Source organism: Actinomycetospora sp. CA-084318, from assembly GCF_050955885.1.
Taxonomy (GTDB): Bacteria; Actinomycetota; Actinomycetes; order Mycobacteriales; family Pseudonocardiaceae; genus Actinomycetospora.
Map to the genome: position 1 here is coordinate 529118 of NZ_CP192098.1, position 23521 is coordinate 552638.

25 protein-coding genes are annotated in these 23521 nt (G+C 73.6%); 12 read left to right on the plus strand and 13 right to left on the minus strand.

All coding sequences use genetic code 11. From position 1 onward, the window contains the following. Positions 1–54 precede the first annotated feature (54 nt). The 6 genes from ACQPYX_RS02590 (at position 55) to ACQPYX_RS02615 (ending at position 8387) form a co-directional block, all read left to right on the plus strand. Positions 55–804, plus strand: coding sequence for a MerR family transcriptional regulator (locus tag ACQPYX_RS02590; protein ID WP_433801341.1), 750 nt, complete (start codon positions 55–57; stop codon positions 802–804). A gap of 130 nt (positions 805–934) precedes the next feature. Further along, positions 935–2047, plus strand: coding sequence for a ferredoxin reductase (locus ACQPYX_RS02595; protein WP_433801342.1), 1113 nt, complete (start codon positions 935–937; stop codon positions 2045–2047). A 51-nt stretch (positions 2048–2098) separates the two neighbouring features. Continuing rightward, the gene (locus ACQPYX_RS02600; protein ID WP_433801343.1) at positions 2099–3328 is read left to right on the plus strand and encodes a fatty acid desaturase family protein; all 1230 of its coding nucleotides are present in this window, start codon (positions 2099–2101) and stop codon (positions 3326–3328) included. Then, positions 3325–4935, plus strand: coding sequence for an adenylate/guanylate cyclase domain-containing protein (locus ACQPYX_RS02605; protein ID WP_433801344.1), 1611 nt, complete (start codon positions 3325–3327; stop codon positions 4933–4935). The genes ACQPYX_RS02600 and ACQPYX_RS02605 overlap by 4 nt, the downstream gene beginning before the upstream one ends. 66 nt (positions 4936–5001) lie before the next feature. After that, entirely contained in the window at positions 5002–6612 is a 1611-nt protein-coding gene (locus tag ACQPYX_RS02610) for an adenylate/guanylate cyclase domain-containing protein (RefSeq protein WP_433801345.1), read from the plus strand. Between the two features lie 11 nt (positions 6613–6623). Beyond that, positions 6624–8387: an NAD-binding protein gene (locus ACQPYX_RS02615; RefSeq protein WP_433801346.1), complete on the plus strand. Its 1764-nt coding sequence runs from the start codon at positions 6624–6626 to the stop codon at positions 8385–8387. A 60-nt stretch (positions 8388–8447) separates the two neighbouring features. Here the strand turns inward: ACQPYX_RS02615 and ACQPYX_RS02620 are convergent, their stop codons facing one another. Further along, positions 8448–9422, minus strand: coding sequence for an aldo/keto reductase (locus ACQPYX_RS02620; RefSeq protein WP_433801347.1), 975 nt, complete (start codon positions 9420–9422; stop codon positions 8448–8450). Positions 9423–9503: 81 nt separating this feature from the next. On the opposite strand from ACQPYX_RS02620, the gene ACQPYX_RS02625 reads away from it, so the two are divergent. Beyond that, positions 9504–10679 (plus strand): glycosyltransferase, encoded by a 1176-nt coding sequence (locus tag ACQPYX_RS02625; RefSeq protein WP_433801348.1) that lies wholly within the window; start codon positions 9504–9506, stop codon positions 10677–10679. On the opposite strand, the gene ACQPYX_RS02630 is transcribed toward ACQPYX_RS02625, so the two are convergent. After that, positions 10664–11092 carry a CBS domain-containing protein gene (locus ACQPYX_RS02630; protein WP_433801349.1) on the minus strand — a complete coding sequence of 143 codons (429 nt, stop codon included), beginning with the start codon at positions 11090–11092 and terminating at the stop codon, positions 10664–10666. The two genes, ACQPYX_RS02625 and ACQPYX_RS02630, sit on opposite strands and share 16 nt — an antisense overlap. Before the next feature lie 153 nt (positions 11093–11245). Here ACQPYX_RS02630 and ACQPYX_RS02635 point away from each other — a divergent pair, with 153 nt between their 5' ends. Then, a complete protein-coding gene (locus ACQPYX_RS02635; protein ID WP_433801350.1) occupies positions 11246–12133 on the plus strand; it encodes a hydroxymethylglutaryl-CoA lyase in 888 nt (295 codons plus the stop codon). 29 nt (positions 12134–12162) lie between these two features. Next, positions 12163–12837 (plus strand): class I SAM-dependent DNA methyltransferase, encoded by a 675-nt coding sequence (locus tag ACQPYX_RS02640; protein WP_433801351.1) that lies wholly within the window; start codon positions 12163–12165, stop codon positions 12835–12837. A gap of 83 nt (positions 12838–12920) precedes the next feature. On the opposite strand, the gene ACQPYX_RS02645 is transcribed toward ACQPYX_RS02640, so the two are convergent. From ACQPYX_RS02645 to ACQPYX_RS02685, 9 genes are all read right to left on the minus strand, one after another. Further along, positions 12921–13556 (minus strand): CoA transferase subunit B, encoded by a 636-nt coding sequence (locus ACQPYX_RS02645; RefSeq protein WP_433801352.1) that lies wholly within the window; start codon positions 13554–13556, stop codon positions 12921–12923. Further along, positions 13553–14374: a CoA transferase subunit A gene (locus ACQPYX_RS02650; protein WP_433801353.1), complete on the minus strand. Its 822-nt coding sequence runs from the start codon at positions 14372–14374 to the stop codon at positions 13553–13555. The genes ACQPYX_RS02645 and ACQPYX_RS02650 overlap by 4 nt, the downstream gene beginning before the upstream one ends. Further along, entirely contained in the window at positions 14371–15123 is a 753-nt protein-coding gene (gene pcaD / locus ACQPYX_RS02655) for a 3-oxoadipate enol-lactonase (protein ID WP_433801354.1), read from the minus strand. Before pcaD ends, ACQPYX_RS02650 begins: the two co-directional genes overlap by 4 nt. Positions 15124–15202: 79 nt before the next feature. Then, complete coding sequence (gene catC / locus ACQPYX_RS02660) at positions 15203–15484, minus strand: muconolactone Delta-isomerase (RefSeq protein ID WP_433801355.1); 282 nt, start codon at positions 15482–15484, stop codon at positions 15203–15205. A 10-nt stretch (positions 15485–15494) separates the two neighbouring features. Then, positions 15495–16595, minus strand: a complete 1101-nt coding sequence (locus ACQPYX_RS02665) for a mandelate racemase/muconate lactonizing enzyme family protein (protein WP_433801356.1) — start codon at positions 16593–16595, stop codon at positions 15495–15497. Further along, positions 16592–17485 (minus strand): LysR family transcriptional regulator, encoded by an 894-nt coding sequence (locus tag ACQPYX_RS02670; protein WP_433801357.1) that lies wholly within the window; start codon positions 17483–17485, stop codon positions 16592–16594. Before ACQPYX_RS02670 ends, ACQPYX_RS02665 begins: the two co-directional genes overlap by 4 nt. Before the next feature lie 2 nt (positions 17486–17487). Further along, entirely contained in the window at positions 17488–18357 is an 870-nt protein-coding gene (locus tag ACQPYX_RS02675; RefSeq protein WP_433801358.1) for a dioxygenase, read from the minus strand. Continuing rightward, on the minus strand, positions 18354–19526 hold the full coding sequence (locus ACQPYX_RS02680; protein WP_433801359.1) for an FAD-dependent monooxygenase: 1173 nt from the start codon (positions 19524–19526) through the stop codon (positions 18354–18356). The genes ACQPYX_RS02675 and ACQPYX_RS02680 overlap by 4 nt, the downstream gene beginning before the upstream one ends. Further along, the gene (locus tag ACQPYX_RS02685; protein WP_433801360.1) at positions 19523–20245 is read right to left on the minus strand and encodes an alpha/beta fold hydrolase; all 723 of its coding nucleotides are present in this window, start codon (positions 20243–20245) and stop codon (positions 19523–19525) included. Before ACQPYX_RS02685 ends, ACQPYX_RS02680 begins: the two co-directional genes overlap by 4 nt. Positions 20246–20417: 172 nt before the next feature. On the opposite strand from ACQPYX_RS02685, the gene ACQPYX_RS02690 reads away from it, so the two are divergent. Then, positions 20418–21548, plus strand: a complete 1131-nt coding sequence (locus ACQPYX_RS02690) for a methionine synthase (RefSeq protein ID WP_433801361.1) — start codon at positions 20418–20420, stop codon at positions 21546–21548. Here ACQPYX_RS02690 and ACQPYX_RS02695 read toward each other — a convergent pair. After that, positions 21532–22116: a TetR/AcrR family transcriptional regulator gene (locus ACQPYX_RS02695; RefSeq protein WP_433801362.1), complete on the minus strand. Its 585-nt coding sequence runs from the start codon at positions 22114–22116 to the stop codon at positions 21532–21534. The two genes, ACQPYX_RS02690 and ACQPYX_RS02695, sit on opposite strands and share 17 nt — an antisense overlap. Positions 22117–22208: 92 nt before the next feature. Between ACQPYX_RS02695 and ACQPYX_RS02700 the strand changes: the two genes are divergently transcribed. Both ACQPYX_RS02700 and ACQPYX_RS02705 read left to right on the plus strand, forming a co-directional pair. Then, on the plus strand, positions 22209–22694 hold the full coding sequence (locus ACQPYX_RS02700) for a flavin reductase family protein (protein WP_433801363.1): 486 nt from the start codon (positions 22209–22211) through the stop codon (positions 22692–22694). Between the two features lie 52 nt (positions 22695–22746). Next, positions 22747–23142 (plus strand): VOC family protein, encoded by a 396-nt coding sequence (locus ACQPYX_RS02705; RefSeq protein ID WP_433801364.1) that lies wholly within the window; start codon positions 22747–22749, stop codon positions 23140–23142. Here the strand turns inward: ACQPYX_RS02705 and ACQPYX_RS02710 are convergent. After that, positions 23139–23498 carry a DUF3253 domain-containing protein gene (locus ACQPYX_RS02710; protein ID WP_433801365.1) on the minus strand — a complete coding sequence of 120 codons (360 nt, stop codon included), beginning with the start codon at positions 23496–23498 and terminating at the stop codon, positions 23139–23141. The two genes, ACQPYX_RS02705 and ACQPYX_RS02710, sit on opposite strands and share 4 nt — an antisense overlap. Between the last annotated feature and the right edge of the window lie 23 nt (positions 23499–23521).

A 23521-nucleotide genomic window follows, 5' to 3' on the forward strand; every position in this document is an offset into this window, starting at 1 on the left:
ACCGCGCGTAACACGAACCGATCGCCCCGCTCCTGTTCCGTAGCGTGGGAGGACGTGGTGGCCCCTCCGGCCGACTGGACGATCGACCGTCTGGCGGCGCACGCCGGGATGACGGTGCGCAACGTCCGCGCGCACGCCGCCCGCGGCCTGCTCCCACCGCCCCGGATGCAGGGCCGGACCGGGTTCTACGGCGCCGACCACCTCGCCCGCCTCGACCTCATCACCCACCTGCAGGCCGAGGGCTTCTCGCTGGCCGCGATCGAGCGGCTCGTCGAGGCCACCCCCAACCAGTCCGCCGAGCGGGCGCTCTCGCAGTACCTCGAGATGCTGACCCCGTGGCGGGCCGAGCCGCCCGTGGAGCTGACCCGCGAGGAGTTCGGCTCGTGGCTCGGCGACGAGCCCGCGTCGTTCACCGCGCTCGTCGACGCCGGGATGGTCGAGGAGCTCGCCGACGACCGCATCCGGGTCCACAGCCCGGAGATGGTCCGCGCCGGGGTGGAGGCGGCCGCCCTGGGGCTGCCCGTCGAGGCGCTGCTGCGCACCCGGGCGACCGTGCTCGCCCACCTCGACGAGGTCGCGGACGGCTTCGTCGACCTCTTCCGCCGGACCGTCTGGCAGGAGTTCGTCGCGGCCGGCCTGCCGCCCGAACAGCTGGACGCCGTGCGGCACGCGGTGACCGACCTGCAGCCCATCGCGGCGCGCACGGTGATGTCGGCGTTCCGCGAGACGATGCCCCGCGCGGTCGGGGAACTGGTGCGCGAGGCCTCCCAGGTCCTCGAGGACGGCGGCGGCGAGCCCATGTGACATCGCGGGATGTCATATGACACCCGGGCATGTTTTGATCTGCCTCACAGCGGACATCCACGCGCCACGCTCCCCGGCTCACCCGTCGGGACGCGCGCAGGGACCGGTCAGTGGCGATACGGAGGCGGTCGTGAACGAGGCGTCGGCGAAGCTCCCCCGACCGGTCCAGCGGCTGCGCGCCGCGGCCTCCCGGTTCACCACCCCGCTGTTACCGGACGACTACCTCACCCTGCTCAACCCGTTGTGGTCCGCGCGGGAGCTGCGGGGCAAGGTCGTCAAGGTCGTGCAGGAGACCGACGACGCCGCCACCCTCGTCATCAAGCCGGGCTGGGGCTGGTCGTTCGACCACCAGGCCGGGCAGTACGTCGGCATCGCGGTGCAGGTGGACGGCCGCTTCCACTGGCGGTCCTACTCGCTGACCTCGCCGCCCAAGCGCGACGCCGGGCACCTGTCGGTGACCGTCAAGGCGCAGCCCGAGGGGTTCCTGTCCCAGCACCTGGTCCGCGGCGTCGCCCCCGGGACGATCGTGCGCCTGGCGCCCCCGCAGGGCGACTTCGTCCTCCCCGACCCGCCGCCGAAGAAGATCCTGTTCCTCACGGCGGGGTCGGGCATCACCCCGATCATGGCCTTCCTGCGCACGCTGGACCGGCGCGCGACGATGCCCGACGTCGTGGTGGTGCACTCCGCGCCGGACCCCGAGCACTTCCTGTTCTCCGACGAGCTCGCCGAGCTCGAGGCCAAGCACGGCAGCCTGACCGTCGTCCGGCGCCACACCCGCGAGGACGGCCACCTCGACCTGGACGCGCTGCACGAGGTCTGCGCCGACTGGGCCGAGCGCGAGGCCTGGGTGTGCGGGCCGAACGAGATGCTCGACGAGGCCGAGCGGGTGTGGGGCGAGGCCGAGCTGGACGACCACCTGCACGTCGAGCGGTTCTCGGCGAACCTCGCCGGCGGCGAGGCCGAGGGCGGCACCGTCACGTTCTCGAACTCCGACGCCGAGATCGAGATCGACGGCGCGACGACGTTGCTGGAGGCCGGGGAGCAGGCCGGCCTGCAGCTGCCGTTCGGGTGCCGGATGGGCATCTGCCACACCTGCGTGGTGCCGCTGCGCTCCGGCGTGGTGCGCGACCTGCGCGACGGCACCGAGCACCGTGCCGACGGCTCCGGCGGCCAGAGCTGGGACGCCGTGAAGATCCAGACCTGTGTGACCGCGGCGGCCGGTGACTGCGTCGTCGACGCCTGACCCTGCCCGTCCCTGCCGGACGAGTACGACCCATCGAGAAGGAGAACCGACGTGGCCATCCGGGACGTCAAGGAGTTCGCACACCTCACCGAGGCGGACGTCGAGGCACTGGGCCGGGAGTTCGACCAGATCCGGGCCGACATCGAGGAGTCGCGGGGTGACCACGACGCCGCGTACATCCGGCGGCTGATCACGATCCAGCGGCGGCTCAACGTCGCCGCCCGCGTGATGATGTTCGGCAGCCACCGCCGCGAGCTGTGGTGGGCCGGCGCGATCACGCTCGGCGTGGCCAAGATCCTCGAAAACATGGAGATCGGCCACAACGTCATGCACGGCGAGTGGGACTGGATGAACGATCCGGAGATCCACTCGTCGACGTGGGAGTGGGACAACGTCTGCCCCGCCGACCAGTGGAAGCACTCGCACAACTACCTGCACCACACGTACACGAACGTGATCGGCAAGGACAAGGACGTGGGGTACGAGATCCTCCGCGTCCGGTCCGACCAGCCGTGGCACCCGTACTACCTCACGCAGCCCGTGGTGAACGCGCTGCTCATGACGTTCTTCGAGTACGGCGTCTCGCTGCACGACCTCGACATCGACGGTCTGGTGAAGATGCGGCTCGAGGACCCGGAGGAGTTCAAGCAGAAGTTCACCGACATCCTGCGCAAGCAGGCCCGCCAGGTGGGCAAGGACTACGTCCTGTTCCCGGCGCTGACCGGGCCGAACGCGGTGCACACGGCGTCGGCGAACTTCGCCGCGAACATCATCCGCAACGTGTGGTCCTACGCGATCATCTTCTGCGGGCACTTCCCCGACGGCGCCGAGGTGTTCACCGAGGAGGAGCTGGAGAACGAGACGCAGGGCGAGTGGTACCTGCGCCAGCTGCTCGGCTCGGCGAACTTCACCGGCAACCGGCTCATGCACATCATGTCCGGCTCGCTCGGCTACCAGATCGAGCACCACCTCTACCCGGACCTGCCCTCGAACCGGTACCCGGAGATCGCGGAGCGGGTCACGGCGCTCTGCGAGAAGTACGACCTCCCGTACACCACCGGCTCGTTCCCGAAGCAGTTCTGGCAGGCCACCCGGTCGATCTGGCGGCTCTCGCTGCCGGCGAAGAAGATCCGTGAGGCGAACCAGCGGCGCGTGGACCGGGGCCTGCCCCGGCAGGGGGGCAAGATCAGCCCGAGCGGCGCGGAGAACTCGTCGGTCGCGCCGGCCCCCTCGTCCACGCCCGGTCACCCGACCTCGGTGTCCCCGGCCAGCCAGACGTGAGCGACGCCGGGGCGGACCCGGCCCATCGCGACCTGCAGCGGCGGACCAAGGTCGTCCTCGGGGCGTTCGTGGTCGTCGCCAACGTGGTCGGCGCGGCGGTGGTGCTCGCCCTCGCCGGGTGGGTGCTGCCGACGCGTTCGCTGGTGACCGACGTCGACGGCGCGGTCGCGGCCAACGTCGCCCTGTTCGCGGCCTACCTCGCCGTCGCGGTGGTGGTGGGCGTGGTCTGGGGGATCGCCTGGAACCGCGTCCCCCGCCCACCCGACGAGCCCGCGACGGTCGCCCGCCGCCTGCGGCACCGCCGTGCGGCCCGGCGGGTCGTGCTGCGGGTGCCGACCCGGCTCGCCGTCGTCCAGGCCGTGCCGTGGCTGCTGGCGGTCCCCCTGTTCGCGGGGACGAACGCCGTCTATTCGCTGCGGCTCGCCGTCGTCGTGGCGTGCGTGGTGGCCCTGGGCGGCCTCGCCACCGTCGCCGTGGCCTACCGGCTCTCCGAGCTCGCCCTGCGCCGCGAGGTCGCCCGGGTGCTCGCCCACGAGCCACCGAGCGGCTACCGGCTCTCCGGCGTCGGCGTGCGCTCGGTCGGCGGCTGGGTGCTGGGGACCGGGGTGCCCGCGCTCGGGGTCGCCCTCGTCGCCGCGACGAGCCTGCTCGTGCCCGAGCAGTACACCGTGCGGTCGCTCGGGCTCGCCGTCCTCGTCCTCGCGCTCATCGCCCTGGTGGTGGGGTTCGGCCTCAACGCGCTCACCGCGGCCTCGATCGCCGGCCCGGTCGTCGCGGTCCGCCGTGCGCTCGGGCGGGTCGAGGACGGGGACCTCGACGTCACGGTCGCGGTCACCGACGCCACCGAGCTCGGGCTGCTGCAGGCCGGGTTCAACACGATGGCGGGCGGCCTGCGCGAACGGGACCGCATCCGCGCCCTGTTCGGACGCCACGTCGGCGAGGACGTCGCCCGCGCCGCGATGGAGGGCGAGCTCGAACTCGGCGGCGAGGTCCGCGAGATCGCGGTGCTGTTCGTCGACCTCGTCGGCTCCACCCGGATGGCCCTCGACCGGCCGCCGCAGGAGGTCGTCGAGGTGCTCAACACCTTCTTCGCCGAGGTGGTCGACGCCGTCGAGGCCCACCACGGCTGGATCAACAAGTTCGAGGGCGACGCCGCCCTGGCCGTGTTCGGCACCCCCGGCGAGCTGCCCGACCCCGCCGGCTGCGCCCTCGCCGCCGCCCGCGACCTCGCCGCGCGGCTCGACGCGCTGGACGAGATCGCGGCGGGCATCGGGGTGTCCGCGGGCCCGGCCGTCGCCGGCAACATCGGAGACGCCCGCCGCTACGAGTACACCGTGATCGGCGACCCTGTGAACGAGGCGGCGCGGCTCACCGACCTCGCCAAGAGCGTGCCGGGCTGCGTCGCCGCCTCGGGGGCGGCCCTGGCGCGGGCGCACGAGCAGGAGCGGGCCCGGTGGCAGGTGGTGGGCCTGCAGCAGCTCCGCGGTCGGCACGAGGAGACCGAGTACTCGGCGCCCACCGAACGCCTCGTGGCCTGCGAGCCGTGCGAGCCGGACGCCACCGGACCCGGCGTCGGGACGGGCCAGGACCTGGCGGCGCAGGCCTGACCCGGTCGGGTCGATCCGGCCACATCGAGTCCCCGGACGGCCCTGGGCCCGACTACGTTCGGTGACATGTCGGACGGGACGCGGGAGGCCCCGCACCAGGTCGCGTGGTCGACCAAGGTGCTGGTCGGCGCGCTCATCGTCATCTCCAACGTGGTGGGCGCGGCGATCCTCGTCGGCCTCGCCGGGTGGGTGCTGCCCTTCCGGGCGCTCGTGACCGACGAGACGGCCGCCCTGCGCACGAACCTCGTCCTGCTGGGGGTCTACGCCCCCGTGGCCGGGATGGCGGCGTTCGCCTTCGGCTGGGCCTGGCTGCGCGTGCCGGACCTGCCCGGCCCGCACCCGTCCGGGGCGGACCTGGAGCGTCACCGGCAGCGGGCGCGGCGCGTGGTCCTGCGGGCGCCGGTGCGGTTGGCCGTCGTCCAGGCCGTGCCCTGGACGATCGGCGTGGCGCTCTTCGCCGTCGTCGACGCGACGTGGTCGCGCACGCTCGCCGTGGCGGTGGCCGCCATGATCGCGCTCGGCGGCATCGCCACCGTCACCGTGGCCTACCGGTTCTCCGAGCTGGTGATGCGCCGCGAGGTCGCCCGGGTCTTCGTGCACGAGCCGCCCACCGAGCAGGGCCTGCCCGGGGTCGCGGTGCGCTCCCTCGGCGCCTGGGTGATGGGTACGGGGGTGCCGCTGCTCGGCGTCGTGCTCACCGCCGGCACGGCGCTGCTCTACGCCGACTACTTCACCGTGGCGCGGCTCGGCCTGGTGGTCCTGGTGCTGTCCCTCGTCGCGCTCGGGGTGGGCTTCTTGGTCACGGTGCTCTCGTCCACCTCGATCGTCGCGTCGGTGACGGCCGTGCGCCGGGCGCTGCGGCGGGTGGAGCGGGGCGACCTCGACGCCCGGGTGCTGGTCTCGGACACCACCGAGCTGGGGCTGCTGCAGGCCGGGTTCAACACGATGGTCGCGGGCCTGCGCGAGCGGGACCGGGTGCGTGAGCTGTTCGGTCGGCAGGTCGGGGAGGACGTGGCCGAGGCCGCCGTGGCCGGCGAGATCGAGCTCGGCGGCGAGGTGCGCGAGGTCGCGGTGCTGTTCGTCGACCTCGTCGGGTCCACCGCGCTGGCCGCCTCCCGGCCCCCGACGGAGGTCGTGGCCAGGCTCAACGTCTTCTTCACCGAGGTCGTGGACGCCGTCGAGCGTCACGGCGGGTGGGTGAACAAGTTCGAGGGCGACGCCGCGCTCGCCGTCTTCGGTGCCCCGCAGGCGGTCGACGACCCTGCCGCCCGGGCCCTCGCGACCGCCCGCGAGCTGGCCGACCGACTGGAGCGCACCGGGGCGCACGCGGGGATCGGGGTGTCGGCGGGGGAGGCCGTGGCCGGCAACGTCGGCGACGCGCGGCGCTACGAGTACACCGTGATCGGCGACCCCGTGAACGAGGCCGCGCGGCTCTGCGACCTCGCGAAGCGCAGCCGCCGGTGGGGCGAGGGCGGCGACGCGGCCTGGCGCGGGGTGGCCGCCTCGGGGGCCGCGCTGGAGCGGGCGGGCGCCGCCGAGGCCCGGCGCTGGCTGGTGATCGGGGCCGAGCGGCTGCGCGGCCGCACCTCCGACACCCGGGTCGCCGTGCCCCGCGACCGCCACGTCTCGTCGTCGGCCGACGCCGTCCGGGCCACGCCGGAGGTCACGCGCGGTTAAGGTCCCCGCTCGTGACGACGGCGGGGGCGGCACCGTCCGGGCGAACGCGCTCGGGCACGCGGACGGAGCGCTTCGTCATCTGCGGGGAGAACCTGCTGACCCTCCGGATCGTGGAGGCGCTGCGACGCCAGCGGGGTGACGGCACCGAGATCGTCGTCGTGGTCGCCGACCGCCGCGGGCGCTACGTCGACCGGATCGAGGCCGCGCCCGGCGTGCGGGTCGTCGAGGGCGGCCCCGCCGGCGACGACGACCGGACGCTGCTCGCGGCGGGCGTCCGCGGCGCCACCGCCGTCGCGCTGGTGGACCGCGAGGACGTCACGAACATCCACCGCGCGCTGCGGGTGCAGGAGATCGACCCCTCGGTCCGGCTCGTGGTGCGGCTGTTCAACACCCGGCTCGGCGCGCGCATCGAGGGGATCCTCCCGACCGCGACGGTGCTCTCGGTCTCCGAGACCGCGGCGCCCTCGTTCGTGGCGCAGGCGATCGGGCGCACCACCCGCCAGCACGTCCGGCTGGCCGGGCGCACCTTCGTCGTGGCCGGGCGCCGCGAGGTCGACGACGGGACGGTGCTCTGCGGGCTGGCCGCCAACTCGCAGACCGGCGCGGCGGGCGGGCCGCGGCTGCTGCCCGACGAGGACACGGACCCGGCCGACTACGTCCTCGCCCTCGCCGTGTCGCGCGCGCAGGTCACCGACCAGCTCCACCGCCCGCGCACCGAGCGCGTGCGCAACCTCCTCGACCGGGTCGTCGTCCGCGTGCGCGGCACCCTCACCCGCCGGCTCGCCCGCGCCACCCTGGCCCTGTTCCTGCTGTTCGTGGCGGGGACCGTCGCCTTCGCGACGGCGGGCGGGTACTCCCTCGGCGACGCGATCTACCTCGCGGTGCTGGACTCGGCGGGCGCGGCCCAGCCCGACACGTCGGCGAGCGTGGCGGTGCGGGTGATCCAGGCCTTCGTCACGGTCGTCGGCATCGCGATCATCCCGCTCGTGACGGCCGTGGTGGTGGAGAGCGCCGTGAGCGCCCGGACGGTCGGCGGCCCGGTGCGGCGGATGCCGCGGCGCGACCACGTGGTGGTCGTCGGGCTCGGCAACGTCGGCCTGCGCATCGTCACGACACTGCGCGAGCGGGGCGTGCCCGTCGTCGGCGTGGAGCGCGAGGAGGACACCGCCGGTGCCGCGGCGGCGGCCCGGGCCGGGGTGCCGGTGGTGCTCGGCGACGCCACCCGCGAGCGGGTCCTGCGCGAGGCCGGGGCGGAGGAGGCCCGCGCGCTCGTCGCCGTGACCAGCGACGACGCCACCAACCTGCAGGCCGCCCTGACCGCCCGCTCGGTGCAGCGCGCCGTGCGCGTGGTGCTGCGCCTGCGCGACGACGACCTCGCCGCGCGCGTGGAGCGCAGCATGGACGCGATCTCGCGCAGCGTCTCCTACGTCGCCGCGCCCGTCTTCGCGGCGGCCCTGCGCGACGGGCAGGTGCTCGCGACGATCCCCGTCGGACGCCGGATCCTGCTGATGGCCGAGGTGACGGTGGGCCGGGCCTCGCTGATGACCGGGCTGCCGGTCGCCGTGCTGACCGAGGCCGGCCAGGTCCGCGTCGTCGGGGTGTTCCGCGGCGCCGGGCCGGAGGCGGTGCTGGAGATGCCGCCCCGCCCGCGCCGCGCGCTCAAGGTCGGCGACCGGCTCGTCGTGGTGGCCACCCGCGGCGGGCTCGGGACGGTGCTCGAGCGCTGCAGCGCGCGGTCGGTGGTCGCGCTCCCGGGCCACCCCGAACACGCGTGAGGGGAACCCTCGGGCTGCTGGAGCGCCCGAGGGTTCCCCTCACGCGAGGAGTGGGAGGCGTCAGGCCACGCCCTCCGGGGAGGCGCCGGAGACCTGCACGCCGTCGGCGGTGATCTTCTCGATCTCGGCCAGGTCGTCGGCCGACAGGTCGACGTCGACCGCGGCCAGCGAGCGCTCGATGTTGCGGTCGGAACGGGCGCCGACGATCGCGACGTCGATGCCCTCCTGCGCCAGCACCCAGGCGATGGCGAGCTGCGAGACCTCGATGCCCTTGTCGGCGGCGAAGGTCTTCAGCCGCTCGACGACGGCGAGGTTCTGCTCGAACGTCTCGCCGGTGAACGCCGAGGCCTGCGAGCGCCAGTCCGAGTCCTCGAAGGTGGTCGACGAGTCCATCGTCCCGGTGAGGAGGCCGGAGCCCAGCGGCGAGTAGACCAGCGTGCCGATGTCGTTCTCGCGGACGTAGGGGAGGATCTTCTCCTCGATGCCGCGGCGGAAGAGGTGGTACGGCGGCTGCAGGGTCTCGACGGGCCGGCGCCGGTCGAACGCGGCCATCTGCGCCTCGTCGTAGTTGGACACCCCGACGTGGCGGATCTTGCCCTCGTCCACCAGCTCCTGCAGGTAACCGGCGGTGTCCTCGAAGGGCGTGTCCGAGTCGGGCCAGTGGATCTGGTAGAGGTCGATGTGGTCGATCTTCATCGCCTTGAGGCTCGACTCGACGCCGGAGCGCAGGTAGTCGCGGCGGGAGTCGCGGGGCCGGTCGGTGCCGGGGTTGATCCCGCCCTTGGTCGCGATGACCACGGAGTCCCGGTTCGAGTCGAGCTCGCTGCGCAGGGCGTTCGCCAGCACCTCCTCGGACTCGCCGAACCCGTAGGCCTGCGCGGTGTCGAAGAAGTTCACGCCGAGATCGAGGGCGTGCCGGATCGCCCGCTGCGCCTGGTCCGCGTCGTAGGAGCCCCACTCGCCGGACACCTGCCACGTCCCGAACGCGATCCGGGACACCTCGAGCTCCGTCTTGCCGAGCCTGGTCGTCTTCATCCGGTCGGCTACCCGGGTGGTCCGGGATGTATCGGACAGGGCCTGCGCGCCGGGCCGCGACGTTCGGCACAGTACGACGACGTGCGCATCCTCGTGGCCGCCCTGGGCTCCCCCGGGCACGCCTTCCCGCTCGTGCCGCTCACGGTCGCCCTGCACGACGCCGGGCACGACGTCACCTTCGCCACCGGCCCGGACCTCGAACCCACGATCGCGACGACGGGTGTGCCGACCCTCGCGGTCGGCCGGCCGCTGTTCGACGTCTTCCGGGAGACCATGGTGGCCCGGGGGATGACCGGGCCGCCGACGACGATCCAGGGCACCCGGGAGATCGCCGGCGAGGTGTTCGGGGCCGCGATGCCGCGGCTGTACGCCCCGGCGCTGCGCGACCACCTGGCCGACCGTCCCGCCGACCTGGTGATCGCCGAGACCGGCGCCCCGGGTGCGGCGCTCGCGGCCCGCGCGACGGGGACGCCCTGCGTGCTGCACTCCTTCGGCCGCCGCCCGCTGCCGATCGCGCCGTTCGCCGTGCGGGCGCGCGAGCCGCTCGCACGGGTGGCCGCCGAGGTCGGCATCGTCGTCCCGGCCGGTGAGCCGCTCGGGCACGCGTACCTCGACGTCTGCCCGCCGTCGATGCAGGACGCAGAGACCGCCGACGTGCTCGCGGGCCTGACCGAGCTGCCGCTGCGGCCCACCGGCTGGAACCCGCCGACCCCGTTCACCGCCCGCCGCCGGCCCGGCACCCGGTGGGTGCTGCTCACGCTCGGGACGGCGTTCGGTGACGCCGGGGTGCTGCGGGCGGCCGTCGAGGGCCTCGCCGCCGCCGACCTCGACGTGCTCGTCGCGACCGGCTCGGTCGACGCGGGCGAGCTCGCCGACCTCGATCGTGACGGCGTGCAGGTCGAGCCGTTCGTGCCGCAGGCCGAGCTGCTCCGCTCCGACGACCCGCCCGCCGCCGTGATCCACCACGGCGGGAGCGGCACCACGCTCGCGTCTGCCGCCGCCGGGGTGCCGCAGCTGTTCCTGCCGCAGGGCGCCGACCAGTTCTTCAACGCCGCGGCCGTGGTACGCGTCGGCGCGGGCCGCCAGCTCCTCGGACCCGAGGCGACCGCCCCGGCCGTCGGGAAGGCCCTGCGGGACCTGCTCGACGAGGGCCCGGAGCGGGCGGGTGCCCGCGCGCTGGCCGCGGAGATCGCGGCGATCCCCGGCCCGGCCGACGTGGCCGCGCGGGTGGCGGACTGGGCTCAGCCCGCGATGTAGGCCTCGAGCTGGTTCCGGTGCGCCTCCAGCATGTCGAGGCGGGTCTTGACGACGTCGCCGATGCTGACGATCCCCGTCAGCTTCCCGTCCTCGAGGACCGGGAGGTGCCGGATGCGGCGCTCGGTCATCACCGCGCCGAGGGAGTCGACCTCGTCGTCGGGACCGCACGTCGTCACCGGGCCGGTCATGATCGAGCCGACGGTGTCGACGAGGACCTCCCGGCCCCGGTGGTGCAGGTGCCGGACCACGTCGCGTTCGGAGACCATCCCGACGACGGTGCCCGCGTCGTCGACGACCACCGCGGCCCCGACCCCGCGGGCCGCGAGCACGGACAGCAGGCTGGGCACCGGGGTGGTCGGTTCCACCGTCAGGACCCCGGCGGGCTTGGCGTTGAGCACGTCGCGGATACGCATCGTCGACTCCCTCGTCCGGCGATTCTCCTGTGACGACCATCGCATGTCCGGATCGTGTCGGAAAGCCCCTCGCCGGGGGTTCGGCGACGATCACGGGCGAGCACGGTGCGGGACTAGGGTCGGGGCGTCGGCCGGGATCAGGAGGGACCAACGGTGGTCGGGATCGTGGAGGTCAGCCCGCGCGACGGGCTGCAGAACGAGAAGACCCTGCTCGAGACCGACGCGAAGGTCGAGCTGATCTCGCAGGCGATCGCCGCGGGGGTCACCCGGATCGAGTCCTGCTCGTTCGTGCACCCGAAGCTCGTCCCCGCGATGGCCGACGCCGAGGCCGTGATGGAGCGGGTGCCGCGCCCCGAGGGCGTCTCGCACATCGGGCTCGTGCTCAACCGCCGCGGCTTCGACCGGGCCGTGACGGCCGGCGTGGACGAGGTCAACGTCGTCGTCCCCGCGTCCGACACCTTCGCCGCGCGCAACCAGAACTCGACCACCGAGGCGCTCACGGAGGTCGCGGAGGAGGTCCTCGCCGAGGCGGCGTCGACGGGCCTGTTCGCCACCGTCACGATCGCGACCTCGTTCGGCTGCCCCTTCGAGGGCGAGGTCGACCCGGCGCGGGTCATCGAGGTCGCGCGACGGTCGGCGGCCGCCGGGGCGAAGGAGATCGCGATCGCCGACACCATCGGCGTCGGCGTGCCGACGCAGGTGCGGACCCTGCTCGACGGGGTCCGGTCGGTGGCGCCCGACGTCGTCACCCGCGCGCACTTCCACAACACCCGCAACACCGGCTTCGCGAACGCGGTGGCCGCGTACGAGTGGGGCGTGGACTGGCTCGACTCCTCCAACGGCGGGATCGGCGGCTGCCCGTTCGCGCCCGCGGCGACCGGGAACATCGCCACCGAGGACCTCGTCTACCTCCTCGAGCGCATGGGCGCGCGGACCGGTCTCGACCTGGAGCGGCTCCTCCCGATCGCCGGCTTCCTCTCCGACCAGCTCGGCTACCGGGTACCCGGGCTGCTCCCGCGGGCGGGCACGTTCCCCGGCTGACCCGCCGTCGGTAGGCGAGGATGGTCGCCATGTCCGAGACCCCGGCCGACACCGCAGCCGCGCCCGACCCGCTCGACACCAACACCGCGGGCAGCGCCTGGCTGCGGCGCGCCTACACGCTCACCGGTCCCGACGACGCCCGTGCCCTCTACGACGAGTGGGCGGAGAGCTACGACGAGGAACTGACCGGCGAGGCCCAGGGCTACGTCGGGCCGGAGCTGGCGGCGCGGACGGTGGTCGCCGAGGCGGGCGTCGAGGGCGAGATCCTCGACGCCGGGTGCGGCACGGGGCTCGTCGGGGTGGCCCTGGCGGCGGCGGGCGCCCGGCAGATCGACGGGGTCGACCTGTCGCCGGGCATGCTGGCGCGGGCGAAGGAGACCGGGGTCTACCGGCGGCTGGCCCCGGCCGACCTGTCGCGCGCCCTGCCGAGCCCGGCCGACGCCTACGACGTCGTCGTCTGCGTCGGCACCCTCACCCACGGGCACGTGGGGCCGGGCGCGTTCGGGGAGTTCGTCCGGCTGACCCGGCCGGGCGGGACGATCGTCGCCACCGTGCTCGACGACATCTGGGACTCCGGCGGCTACCGCGCCGAGGTCGACCGGCTCGCGCAGATGGCGATGGTCCAGATCGTGTCCACCGAGCTCGTCGACTACCGCCGCGCCGCGGACGTCGGGGCGCGCATGGTGGTGCTGCGGGTGGCGTAGGTGGCCCGCTCCCCGACGAACGAACGGCACTCTCGCAGCATCTATGTGCGCGAGAGTGCCGTTCGTTCCGAACGGGGCGGGGGCTACAGCGCGCTGGTGAGCTCCGCGCCGGTCTTCTCGCGGACCTCGTCCTCGGTGACGCCCTCGGCGAGCTCGCGCAGCACGAGGCCGGACTCGGTGACGTCGATGACCGCGATGTCGGTGATGATGCGCTGGACGACGCCCTCACCGGTCAGCGGCAGGTCGCACTTCTCGACGATCTTGTGCGAGCCGTCCTTGGCGACGTGCTCCATGAGCACGATGACGGTCTTGGCGCCGTGGACGAGGTCCATCGCGCCGCCCATGCCCTTGACCATCTTGCCGGGGATCATCCAGTTCGCGATGTCGCCGGTCTGCGAGACCTGCATCGCGCCGAGGATCGCGGTGTCGACCTTGCCGCCGCGGATCATCCCGAAGCTCAGCGCGGAGTCGAAGAACGAGGCGCCGGGCAGCGTCGTCACGGTCTCCTTGCCGGCGTTGATCAGGTCCGGGTCGACGTCGGCGTCGTAGGGGTACGGGCCGACGCCGAGCAGGCCGTTCTCGGAGTGCAGCACCATGCCCACGCCCTCGGGCAGGTAGTTCGGGACCAGGGTGGGCAGGCCGATGCCGAGGTTGACGTAGGAGCCGTCGCGGAGCTCCTTCGCCGCGCGGGCGGCCATCTGCTCGCGGGTCAGGCTCATCCTCGTCCTCCAGTCAGACCCAGCATCGTCTCCTGGGTCGTGCGCTTCTCGATGTGCTTGCGGCCGACCTCGTCGGGCGAGAGCTCGACGACGCGGTGGACGAAGATGCCGGGCAGGTGGACCTCGTCGGGGTCGATCTCGCCGGGCTCGACGAGCTGCTCGACCTCGGCGATCGCGACCCGGCCGGCCATGGCGGCGAGCGGGTTGAAGTTCCGCGCGGACTTGTTGAACACGAGGTTGCCGTGCCGGTCGCCCTTGAGGGCGCGCACGATGCCGAAGTCGATGTCCAGCGCGGTCTCCAGGACGTGCGCCTTGCGGACCCGCGTGCCGTCGGCGAGCGTCACCTCGAACTCGCGGACCTCCTTGGCCGGGGAGGTGATGGTGACGTTGCCGTCGGTGTCGTAGCGCCACGGCAGCCCGCCGTCGGCGATCATCGTGCCGACGCCGGCCGGGGTGTAGAAGGCGGGGACGCCGGTGCCCGCGGCGCGCAGCCGCTCGGCCAGCGTGCCCTGCGGGTTGAGCTCGACCTCGATCTCGCCGCCGAGGTACTGGCGGGCGAACTCCTTGTTCTCGCCGATGTACGAGGCCACGACCCGGGAGATGCGGTGCTGCTCGAGCAGCACGCCCAGGCCCCAGCCGTCGACGCCGCAGTTGTTCGAGGCGACCTTGAGGTCGGTCGCGTCGGTCCGGTTGAGCGCGTCGATCAGCACGATCGGCACCCCGGACAGGCCGAAGCCGCCGACCGCCAGCGAGGAGCCGGAGCCGATGTCCTCCACCGCCTCGTCGGCGCTCGCGACCACCTTGTCGATCTCGCTCATACAGAACCTTCCAGATGCTCGGCCAGCAGGGGCGTGACGATCTCGGGCCGCTGGTAGGACGCCAGGTGCGCGGCGTCGGCGACGACCTCGAAGCGGGCACCGGGAATGCCGTCGGCCAGGACCTGCCCGTGCTCGGGCGGGGTGGCCGGGTCGTGCTCCCCGGAGATCACGAGGGTCGGCGCGGCGATGTCGCCGAGCCGCGCGCGCGAGTCCCAGCCGGCGATCGCGTCGCAGCAGGCGGCGTAGCCCTCGGCCGGCGTCGCGGCGATCATGTCGCGCATCGCGTCGCGGACGGCGGGCGCGCCCTGCACGTAGTCCTCGGTGAACCAGCGGGCGACCACGGCGTCGGCGATCGCCTCCGCGCCCCCGGCGCGCACCGTGGCGGCGCGGTCCTGCCACGGCTCCGGGTCGCCGAACCGGGCGGACGTGCAGACCAGGGCGAGGGCCGCGACCCGGTCGGGCGCGCGCAGGGCGATCGCCTGGCTGATCGCGCCGCCGAGCGAGACCCCGGCGAACGCGGCCCGGGTGACGCCGAGCCCGTCGAGGGTCTCGAGGACGTCGTCGGCGAGCTCCTCGACCGTGTACGGCCCGTCGGGGACCGGCGAGGCGCCGTGCCCGCGGGTGTCGGCGGTGATCACCCGGTGGTCGACCGTCAGGTCGCGGCGCTGCGGGGCCCACATGTCGACCGTGGAGCCCAGCGAGCAGAGCAGCACGAGCGGCGGCGCGTCGCGCGGTCCTTCGTCGGTCACGTGGAGACGCACCCGATCACCCTCCCGTACCGGTCGGTGTGTGCCCATGGGACTTCCGGCCACCGGCAGTGTGCGCTCCTCACAGGTCCAGTTTCGAGGGGTGCCGCGTCAGGGCGGTCACCTCGATGTCCATGTAGGGGAACAGCGGCAGGCTGGAGAGCAGCTGGTGCAGCTCGTCGCCGGACTCCACGTCGAACCGGCTGTAGTTCGCGTAGCGCCCGACCACCCGCCACAGCTCGGGCCACTTCCCGGCGCGCTGGATCTCCTCGGCCCGGGCCTTCTCCCGGGCGCGCAGGTCGTCGGCCACCTCCTGCGGCATGTCGTGGGGCAGACGGACGTCCATCCGGACGAGGAACTGCACGGGGCGCTCCTTACTGGTCGGCGCGGTAGTGGGCGAGCTTGTCGGGATCGATGGTGGCCCCGAGGCCGGGGGCCTGCCGGGCGGCGATCCGGCCGTCGGTGATCACCGGGGGCTCGGCGAGCACGTCGTCGGCCATGAGCAGGAAGTTGGTGACCTCGACGGGGTGGCGGGCCAGGGCGGCCAGGCCGCAGCCGAGCGCGGTCGAGGCGACGCTGTTGAGCATCCCGTCGATCTGGTTGCCGATCATGGTGGTGATCCCCAGGCCCTCGCACAGCCCGACGATCTTCGCGGAGTCGGTGAAGCCGGTGCGGGCGACCTTGACGCTGATGGCCTCGGAGTCGCCGTCGAGCAGCGAGCGGGCGACGCCGCCGAGGGTGATGGTCGACTCGTCCCCGACGACCGGGATCGGCGAGGCCGCGACGATGCGGCGGCGGCCGAGGACGTCGGCGGCGTCGTTGGGTTCCTCGAGCATCGTCACGCCGTGGTCGGCGAGCCGGCGGGCCGCGACGATCGCGGTGTCGGCGTCCCAGCCGCGATTGGCGTCGGCGTAGAGCTCGACGTGGTCACCGAGTTCGGTGCGCAGCGCCCGCACGGCGGCGAGGTCGACGCCGAGGTCGCGGCCCACCTTGACCTTGAACGCCTCGACGCCGTGCTCGTCGCGCACCTCGGCGGCGTCGGCGACCATCTCGCCCGGCGTGCCCAGGCCGATCATGTGGGCGACGCGGACCTCGTCGGCGGCGTGGCCGAGCAGGACGTGGACGGGCTGCCCGCAGGCCTGCCCGACGAGGTCCCAGAGGGCGATGTCGACGGCACCCTTGGCGGCGTTGTTGGCGACGGTGCGACCGAGCGCGGCCCGGATCCGTTCGCGGGCGAAGGGGTCGGCGCCGACGAGCACGGGGGCGAACAGGTCGTGGACCACGGCGACGATCGACGCGGCCGTCTCGCCGTAGGTGTAGGGCCGCGGCGGCGCCTCGCCGACGCCGACGAGCCCGTCGTCGGTGGTGATCCGCACCAGGACGTGGTCGGCGGCGGTGACGGTGCCGCTGGCGAAGGCGAACGGTCGGCGGTAGGGGACGGCGAGGGGGATGGCCTCGACGGAGGTGATCTTCACGGCTCCTCCAGGAGGACGGCGAGGGCCCGCGCGAGGGCGGGGGAGGGATCGTCGGAGCGCCAGGCGAGGGCGACGTCGGTCGTGACCTCGCTGCTGGTCAGGGCGTGGTAGCGCACTCCGGAGACGGACACGGCGAGGACGGACTCGGGGAGCAGGGCGACCCCGAGACCCGCCGCGACCAGCGCGAGCACGGTGGACGTCTGGCCGGCCTCGTGGGTGTGGCGCGGGACGAAGCCCGCGGCCCGGCAGGCGCGGTCGGCCGCGGCGCCGACCACCGACCCGGGGGCCGCGTAGACGACGAAGTCGGCGTCGGCGAGCTCCGCGAGGTCGACCGGAGCCGCCCCGTCCGGCGTCGAGGAGGTCGTCGGGAAGGTCGACGGGACCGCCAGGACGAGGCGCTCCCGGGCGAGGACGTGCGTGTCCAGGGACTCGTCGCGCACCGGGGGCCGGAGCACGGCGAGGTCGATGCGGTGATCGGCCAGGGCCGCCTCGAGATCCGGGGTCAGCATCTCGGTGCGGAAGGTCAGGGCCAGACCGGGCAGGGCGCTCGAGAGGCGTCGGACGAGGTCGGGCACGTGGCGGTAGGTCGCGAGCCCGGTGGCGCCGACCCGCAGCGATCCGAGGTCCCCCGCGGCCACCCGCGACACCTGGTCGCGGGCGGCCGAGACGGACTCGAGGATGCGGACGGCCTCCGGCAGCAGGGCCTCGCCGGCGGCGGTGAGGTCGACCCGGCGCGTGGTCCGCTCGAAGAGCGGGGCGCCGAGGTGCGACTCCAGCTGCCGGATGGCCTGGGAGAGCGGCGACTGTGCGATGTGCAGCTCCTCGGCCGCCCGGCCGAAGTGCCGCGTCCGCGCCACCGTCACGAAGTAGCGCAGCTGCCGGAGGTCCAACGTCAGGCTTCGGGCTCGAGCACGAAGTCCCGGTCGGAGCGGATCTCGTCGCCGTTCCCGGTCGGCTGCGGGTCCAGGGTGAGCTCCGGCTTGTCCGCCGAGGCGACGTCGTTGCCCAGGTACGGGTCGCCGGTGAAGAACAGCTGGGTGGTCAGCGTGCGGTGGCCCGGGGCGGTGACCAGCAGGTGGATGTGGGCGGGGCGCCACGGGCTCCAGCCGGCGGCCAGGGTCATCTGCCCGGTCGGCCCGTCGAGCGGGATCGTGTACGGCGCGGGCTTCCGGGTGTGGATCTCGTAGCGGCCCTCGTCGTCGCAGGCCACCACGCCGCGCAGGTTCCCGGCCGGCGGCTTCGAGGCGAAGCCGGAGTACCAGCCCTCCTCGTCGGTGTGCCAGATGTCGACCTCGGCGCCGGCGAGGGGCTTGCCGTCGGTGCCGGTGACCTGGCCCGCGAGGATCATCGGGGTGCCGGGCTCGTCGTCGCGCATCGGCAGCGTGGCCGGGGAGGTGAGCTGGGCCTGCCCGTCGAGCCAGAACGGGCCGAGGATGGTGCCGACCGACCCGTCCTGGGTCTCGGCGGCGACCTTCTCGACCTCGAACTCGAGGTAGACGTCGAGGAACAGCGGCCACTCGCCGGTGTCGGAGACGGCGATCAGCCAGCGCTTGAAGGCGTCGAACTCGTCGTAGGTGACCTTGTTCTCGCGGATCGCGGCGCGGATGCCCTCGAGCGCGGCCCCGACGACCGTGGCGACGCGGGTCTGGTCGACCTCGCCCCCGCCGGTGCGGAAGGTGGCCGCGCCCGAGCGGGCGATGTCGGTGGCGTGGCTGCCGGCGGTCGAGGCGTCGGAGACGGGCTGGTCCTCGGTGGTGGTCATGAGGCGTCCTTCGTGGTGGGTGTGGCGGAGTACTCGTGGACCCAGGCGTTGGCGTCGAGGTAGCCGGTGAAGCGCGCGTCGCGCGCCTTCAGGCCGTCGACGTCGTCGTCGGGGAGATGGAGGAGCGTCCCGGTCTCCCAGGCGCTGGCGGAGACGGCGCGGGTGCGGGCCCGGCGTCGTCGGGGGTAGATCGCGAGGGCCTCGTCGGGCCCGTGCGCGGCGAGGAGGTCGGCGAGCACGACGGCGTCCTCGATCGACTGGTTCGCGCCCTGGCCGTGGTGGGGCAGCATCGCGTGGCAGGCGTCGCCGATGAGCGCGACCCGGTCCCGGGTCCACCGGGTCAGGTGCGGCTGCGAGAGCAGCGGCCAGCGCGGGCTCTGCGGGACCGCGGCGAGCATCTCGACGACGGCGGGGTGCCAGCCGGCGAAGGCCGCGAGGAGCTCGCCGTCGGCCACCTCGCGATTGCCCCCGCTCCATTGCTCCGGACCGCAGATGACGGCGAAGAAGTTCACGGTGTCGTCGTCGCGCTCCACGCCGCCGAGGGCGTAGTGCAGTAGGTGGGCGTGCGGGCCGGCCCAGAACTGGATGGCCAGCGGGTCGGGCAGCGAGGGCAGGGCGGACCGCGGGACGAGACCGCGGAAGGCGCTGGTGCCCGAGTAGCGCGGTCCCTCGCCGGGGACGACGTACTCGCGGACCACCGAGTGCACCCCGTCGGCGCCGACGACGACGTCCGCGGTCACGGTCGAGCCGTCCGCGAAGGCGATGGAGCGCCCGTCGTCGCCGATCCCCGCGACGGCGCGCGACAGGTGCAGGTGGTCGTCGCCGAACGCGCGCGCCAGGCCCCGCTGCAGGTCGACCCGGTGGATGCCCCAGTAGGGCGCGCCGAACCGGCGGCGGTACTCCGCGCCGCCCGCGTGGGCGGCGATCCGCTCGCCCGTCCGGCCGTCGCGGTAGATCAGCTCGGTCGGCATCGTCGAGACCCGGTCCAGGGCCTCCCCGACGCCGAGCCGTTCGAGCTCACGGGTGCCGTTGGCGGAGAGCGCGACCGCGGCGCCGACCTCGCGCAGCTCGTCGGCGCGCTCGTAGAGGTCCACCTCGACCCCCCGGGCCCGCAGCGCGAGCCCGAGGGTCAGGCCGCCGATGCCGGCGCCGACGACCGCGACCCTCATCCGACGGCCTTCAGGAACGCGTCCGTGAGCTCCTCGGGGCGGGTGAAGTTGCCCTCGTGGCTGCCCGGGGCCTCGATCGCGGTGACGCCGAGGCGCTCGGCGAAGCGGGTCCAGCCGTACTCGCCCGGCGGCAGGGCGATGTCGTCGACGGAGAGCACGTAGTGGTTGGGCACGTCGAGAGCGAAGAACGGCTTCTGGTCCGGCGCCTCGGTGAAGGTCCCCATCGGATGCGGGGCGAGCAGGTTGTACACCGTGCGCTGGGCCTGCTCGTCGGCGTCCTGCATGAACGCGCCCTGCCACACCTCGAAGGGCAGCGTGACGGTGTTCTGCTCACCGCTCGCGGCGGCCTGGGCGTTGAACAGGTCGGCGTAGTGCGGCGGGACGGCGTCCATGAGCGACTCGCCGTCCTGCGGGACGAACGCGCTCCAGAAGACGTTGCGCTTCAACCGCGGGGCGACCCGGGGCGCGGCGCCGCAGAGCACGAAGCCGCCCCAGCTGTGCCCGAGCAGCGTCACGTCGCTGAGGTCCTCGCGCTCGACGAGGTCGACGACGGCGTCGACGCAGTCGATCAGGGTGACCCCGCGGGGGTCGTCGCCGAGATCGAGGCCGGGCAGGGTCGGGGTGTACACCCGGTGCCCCGCCGCCCGCAGCTTCGTCGCCACGGGACGCCAGCTCCAGCCGCCGTGCCAGGCGCCGGTGATCAGGACGAAGGTCTCCACGCTGAAACTCCTCGTGTTCCTACGGACTGGTGGCGACCAGCGTGACACGAGTCATCCCGGAGGAGAAAGCACTGAATGGCGCACGATTGAGATGTCGAGCATCTGAATAGAGGAACGGTTGACCCGGCGTCGGGCATCCCCCTAGCTTCACCTGAACTGTTCGGTTCAGGAAATGAGGGACGCCGTGGTCCGCATCCGCACGACGCACGTCGGGAGCCTTCCCCGCCCGAGGGCGTTGCTCGACCTGCTGGCCGACCCGCAGGCCGATCCGGCGGCCCGGGAGACGGCCACCCGGGACGCCGTCGCCGGGATCGTGGCGGAGCAGCGGGCGCACGGCATCGACGTGGTCACCGACGGCGAGATGGGCAAGCTCGGCTTCTTCAGCTACGTCACCGAGCGGCTCGGCGGCCTGGAGCGCCGGCCGGGCGCGGAGACGGTCTACAGCTTCGCCGCCGAGCAGGAGGCCTTCCCGGAGTACTACGAGCGGTACTTCGCGCAGGCGATGATGGGCGGCACCGTCGGGACCATCGAGCCGGTGGTGTGCACCGGGCCGCTGGTCTACCGGGGTGAGGAGGCGCTGCGGCGCGACCTGGACAACCTGGCCGCGGTCGTCGACCCGGCCGAGGCCTTCGTCCCGTCGATCGCGCCGAGCGGCGTCGGGGTCAACGAGTACTACGACACCGAGGAGGCCTACTACTTCGCCGTCGCGGACGCCCTGCACACCGAGTACCGGGCGATCGTCGACGCCGGGTTCACGCTGCAGGTGGACGACCCGTTCCTCACCGAGATCTTCAGCTTCCACGGCTACGACCCCGCCGAGCGCGATCGTCGCGGCCGGATGTACGTCGAGGCGGTCAACCACGCCCTGCGCGGCATCCCGCCCGAGCGCGTCCGCTTCCACACCTGCTACTCGATCAACGAGGGCCCGCGGGTGTTCGACGTCCCGCTGGCCGACGTCGTCGACCTCGTCCTCGCCGTGAACGCGCGGTACGTCTCCTTCGAGGCCGCCAACCCCCGCCACGAGCACGAGTACCACCTGTGGGAGACCGTCGCGCTGCCGGCGGACAAGGTGCTGGTGCCGGGCGTCATCACCCACGCCTCCAACATCGTCGAGCACCCCGAGCTGATCGCCGAACGCCTCGAGCGCTTCGCCCGGCTCGTCGGGCCGGAGCGGGTGATGGCCGGTGCGGACTGCGGGTTCTCCTCCCAGGCGACCTACGTCCCGGAGGTCGACCCGCGCGTCATGTGGGCCAAGTTCGACGCGATGGCGGAGGGGGCGCGGCTGGTCAGCGGACGGTTCTGACGAGACCGGTGAGCGCGAGGTCGACGACCGTGGCGGTGTCGGTCGGGCGCCCGGCCAGGTGGTCGGCGTAGAGGGTCCCGACGACGAGGCTGGTCGCGGCCTCGACGTCGAGGTCGGCCCGCAGGTCGCCCCGCTCGACGCCGGCGGCGAGGACCGCCGCGAACAGCGCGCGGCGGGGGAGCAGGGTGTTCTCGCGCACGATGTCGAGCAGGGCATCGTCGGCGTCGGTCAGGCAGGTCCCGAGGATGCCCATCGCGTCGACCGCGTCGTACTGCGCCCGCATCGCGTCCAGCAGGGCGACGAGGTCGGCGCGGACGTCGCCGGACGGCTCCGGGACGTCCCCGAGCCGCAGGTGCGCCAGAGCGGCTCCGACCAGCGCGTTCTTCGTCGGCCACCGCGTGTAGACGGTGACCTTCGAGACCCCGGCGGCGGCCGCCACCCGGTCCATCGACGTGCCCGCGACACCGTGTTCGGCGAGCAGGCGCACCGTGGCGTCGAGCACGGCCGCGTCCTTGCTGCGGTCCTTCGGGCGGCCGCGACGCGACGTCGGGGGCGGAACAGCGTCCATGGGGCGTCGAGCGTACGTCCGCGCACGTGGCCGCCGACGACGAGAACGCCTAGCGTGCTCACCCGACCGCGACGGCGAGACCTGGAGGACGCATGCCGAGCACGGACCCGACGACGATGCGGTCGGTCCTGGGGCACTTCCCGTCCGGCGTGACGATCGTGACCGGGATCGTGGACGGCGAGCCCGCCGGCTTCACCTGCCAGTCGTTCTCGTCGCTGTCGCTCGACCCGCCGCTCGTGCTGATCCTGCCGGGGCGGAACTCGTCGTCGTGGCCGAAGATCGAGTCGACCGGCCGCTTCTGCGTCAACGTCCTGGCCGAGGACCAGGGCGAGCTGTCGACGCAGTTCGCGAAGTCGGGCACCGACAAGTTCGCGGGCGTCGAGTGGACCCCGGCCGCCGTCTCCGGTTCGCCGGTCCTGGCGGGCGCCACCGCGTGGATCGACTGCACGCTGCACGCCTCCCACGACGGCGGCGACCACCTCATCGTCGTCGGGGCCGTGCAGGCGCTGGAGACCGCCGAGCTGCCGCCACTGGTGTTCCACCGCGGCGCCTACGCGCGCACGAACGCCGCGCTCTGAGCCCGTCCGGGCCCTTGACGGTCCTGCGGGCGTTCGCTCGGATGGTCCGACCATGACCGTCCGCCTCGACCACCTCGCCCTCGCCGCCCACGACGCCGAGGAGTCCGCGCGCTTCCTCGCCGAGATCCTCGACCTGCCCGCGCCCCGCTCGGCGCCGCCCTTCATCGCCGTGGACGTGAACGACACCCTCACCGTCGACTACGCGGTGCCGCCGTTCGAGTTCCCCGGTCAGCACGTCGCGTTCCACCTCTCCGAGGCGGAGTTCGACGCCGTCCGCGGCCGGCTCGAGGCGCGCGGGGTGGTCTACGTCGCGGGCCCGCACTCGCGGGAGCCGAACACGATCAACGAGAACCACGGCGGTCGTGGGCTGTACTTCGACGACCCCGGCGGGCACCACTTCGAGATCCTCACGCAGCGGTACGAGGGCAGCCCCGGGGCGCTGCGCTAGGCCTTCCGCAGCCGGATCGGCCCCTTCGCGGTGGAGGGGTCGACGACGTGTCCCTGCTGCGTGATCTCGATCGTCCCGGCGTCGACGAGGCGCCGGGCCGCCCGCCGGGCGGGCTCCATGAGGTCGCGCCAGTCGTCGCCGCCGACCTGTTTGGCCGCCTCCGACGGGCAGATCGTCCTTCCCGCCGCGCGCCGGTCCAGCAGCTCGACGATCGTCGTCTCGAGCGCCCGGTCGGTGTCGTTCGGCTTGTGCCGGCGGCAGGCGTCGGAGCAGTAGCGGACGTTCTCCCAGTCGCGGGCCCACTTCTTGCGCCACTCGATGCGCCGCCCGCAGGTCGCGCAGGTCTTCTCCTCCACGTCTCCGGTGTACCCGCTGCCAC

Excerpts from the sequence above, each read along its gene's own strand:
- ACQPYX_RS02610 (WP_433801345.1), top strand. The coding sequence starts at position 5,002 with ATGTCGGACGGGACGCGGGAGGCCCCGCACCAGGTCGCGTGGTCGACC.
- ACQPYX_RS02680 (WP_433801359.1), bottom strand. The coding sequence starts at position 19,526 with ATGAGGGTCGCGGTCGTCGGCGCCGGCATCGGCGGCCTGACCCTCGGG.
- ACQPYX_RS02640 (WP_433801351.1), top strand. The coding sequence starts at position 12,163 with ATGTCCGAGACCCCGGCCGACACCGCAGCCGCGCCCGACCCGCTCGAC.
- ACQPYX_RS02700 (WP_433801363.1), top strand. The coding sequence starts at position 22,209 with ATGCCGAGCACGGACCCGACGACGATGCGGTCGGTCCTGGGGCACTTC.
- ACQPYX_RS02645 (WP_433801352.1), bottom strand. The coding sequence starts at position 13,556 with ATGAGCCTGACCCGCGAGCAGATGGCCGCCCGCGCGGCGAAGGAGCTC.
- ACQPYX_RS02705 (WP_433801364.1), top strand. The coding sequence starts at position 22,747 with ATGACCGTCCGCCTCGACCACCTCGCCCTCGCCGCCCACGACGCCGAG.
- ACQPYX_RS02650 (WP_433801353.1), bottom strand. The coding sequence starts at position 14,374 with ATGAGCGAGATCGACAAGGTGGTCGCGAGCGCCGACGAGGCGGTGGAG.
- ACQPYX_RS02675 (WP_433801358.1), bottom strand. The coding sequence starts at position 18,357 with ATGACCACCACCGAGGACCAGCCCGTCTCCGACGCCTCGACCGCCGGC.
- ACQPYX_RS02690 (WP_433801361.1), top strand. The coding sequence starts at position 20,418 with ATGAGGGACGCCGTGGTCCGCATCCGCACGACGCACGTCGGGAGCCTT.
- ACQPYX_RS02695 (WP_433801362.1), bottom strand. The coding sequence starts at position 22,116 with ATGGACGCTGTTCCGCCCCCGACGTCGCGTCGCGGCCGCCCGAAGGAC.
- ACQPYX_RS02630 (WP_433801349.1), bottom strand. The coding sequence starts at position 11,092 with ATGCGTATCCGCGACGTGCTCAACGCCAAGCCCGCCGGGGTCCTGACG.
- ACQPYX_RS02620 (WP_433801347.1), bottom strand. The coding sequence starts at position 9,422 with ATGAAGACGACCAGGCTCGGCAAGACGGAGCTCGAGGTGTCCCGGATC.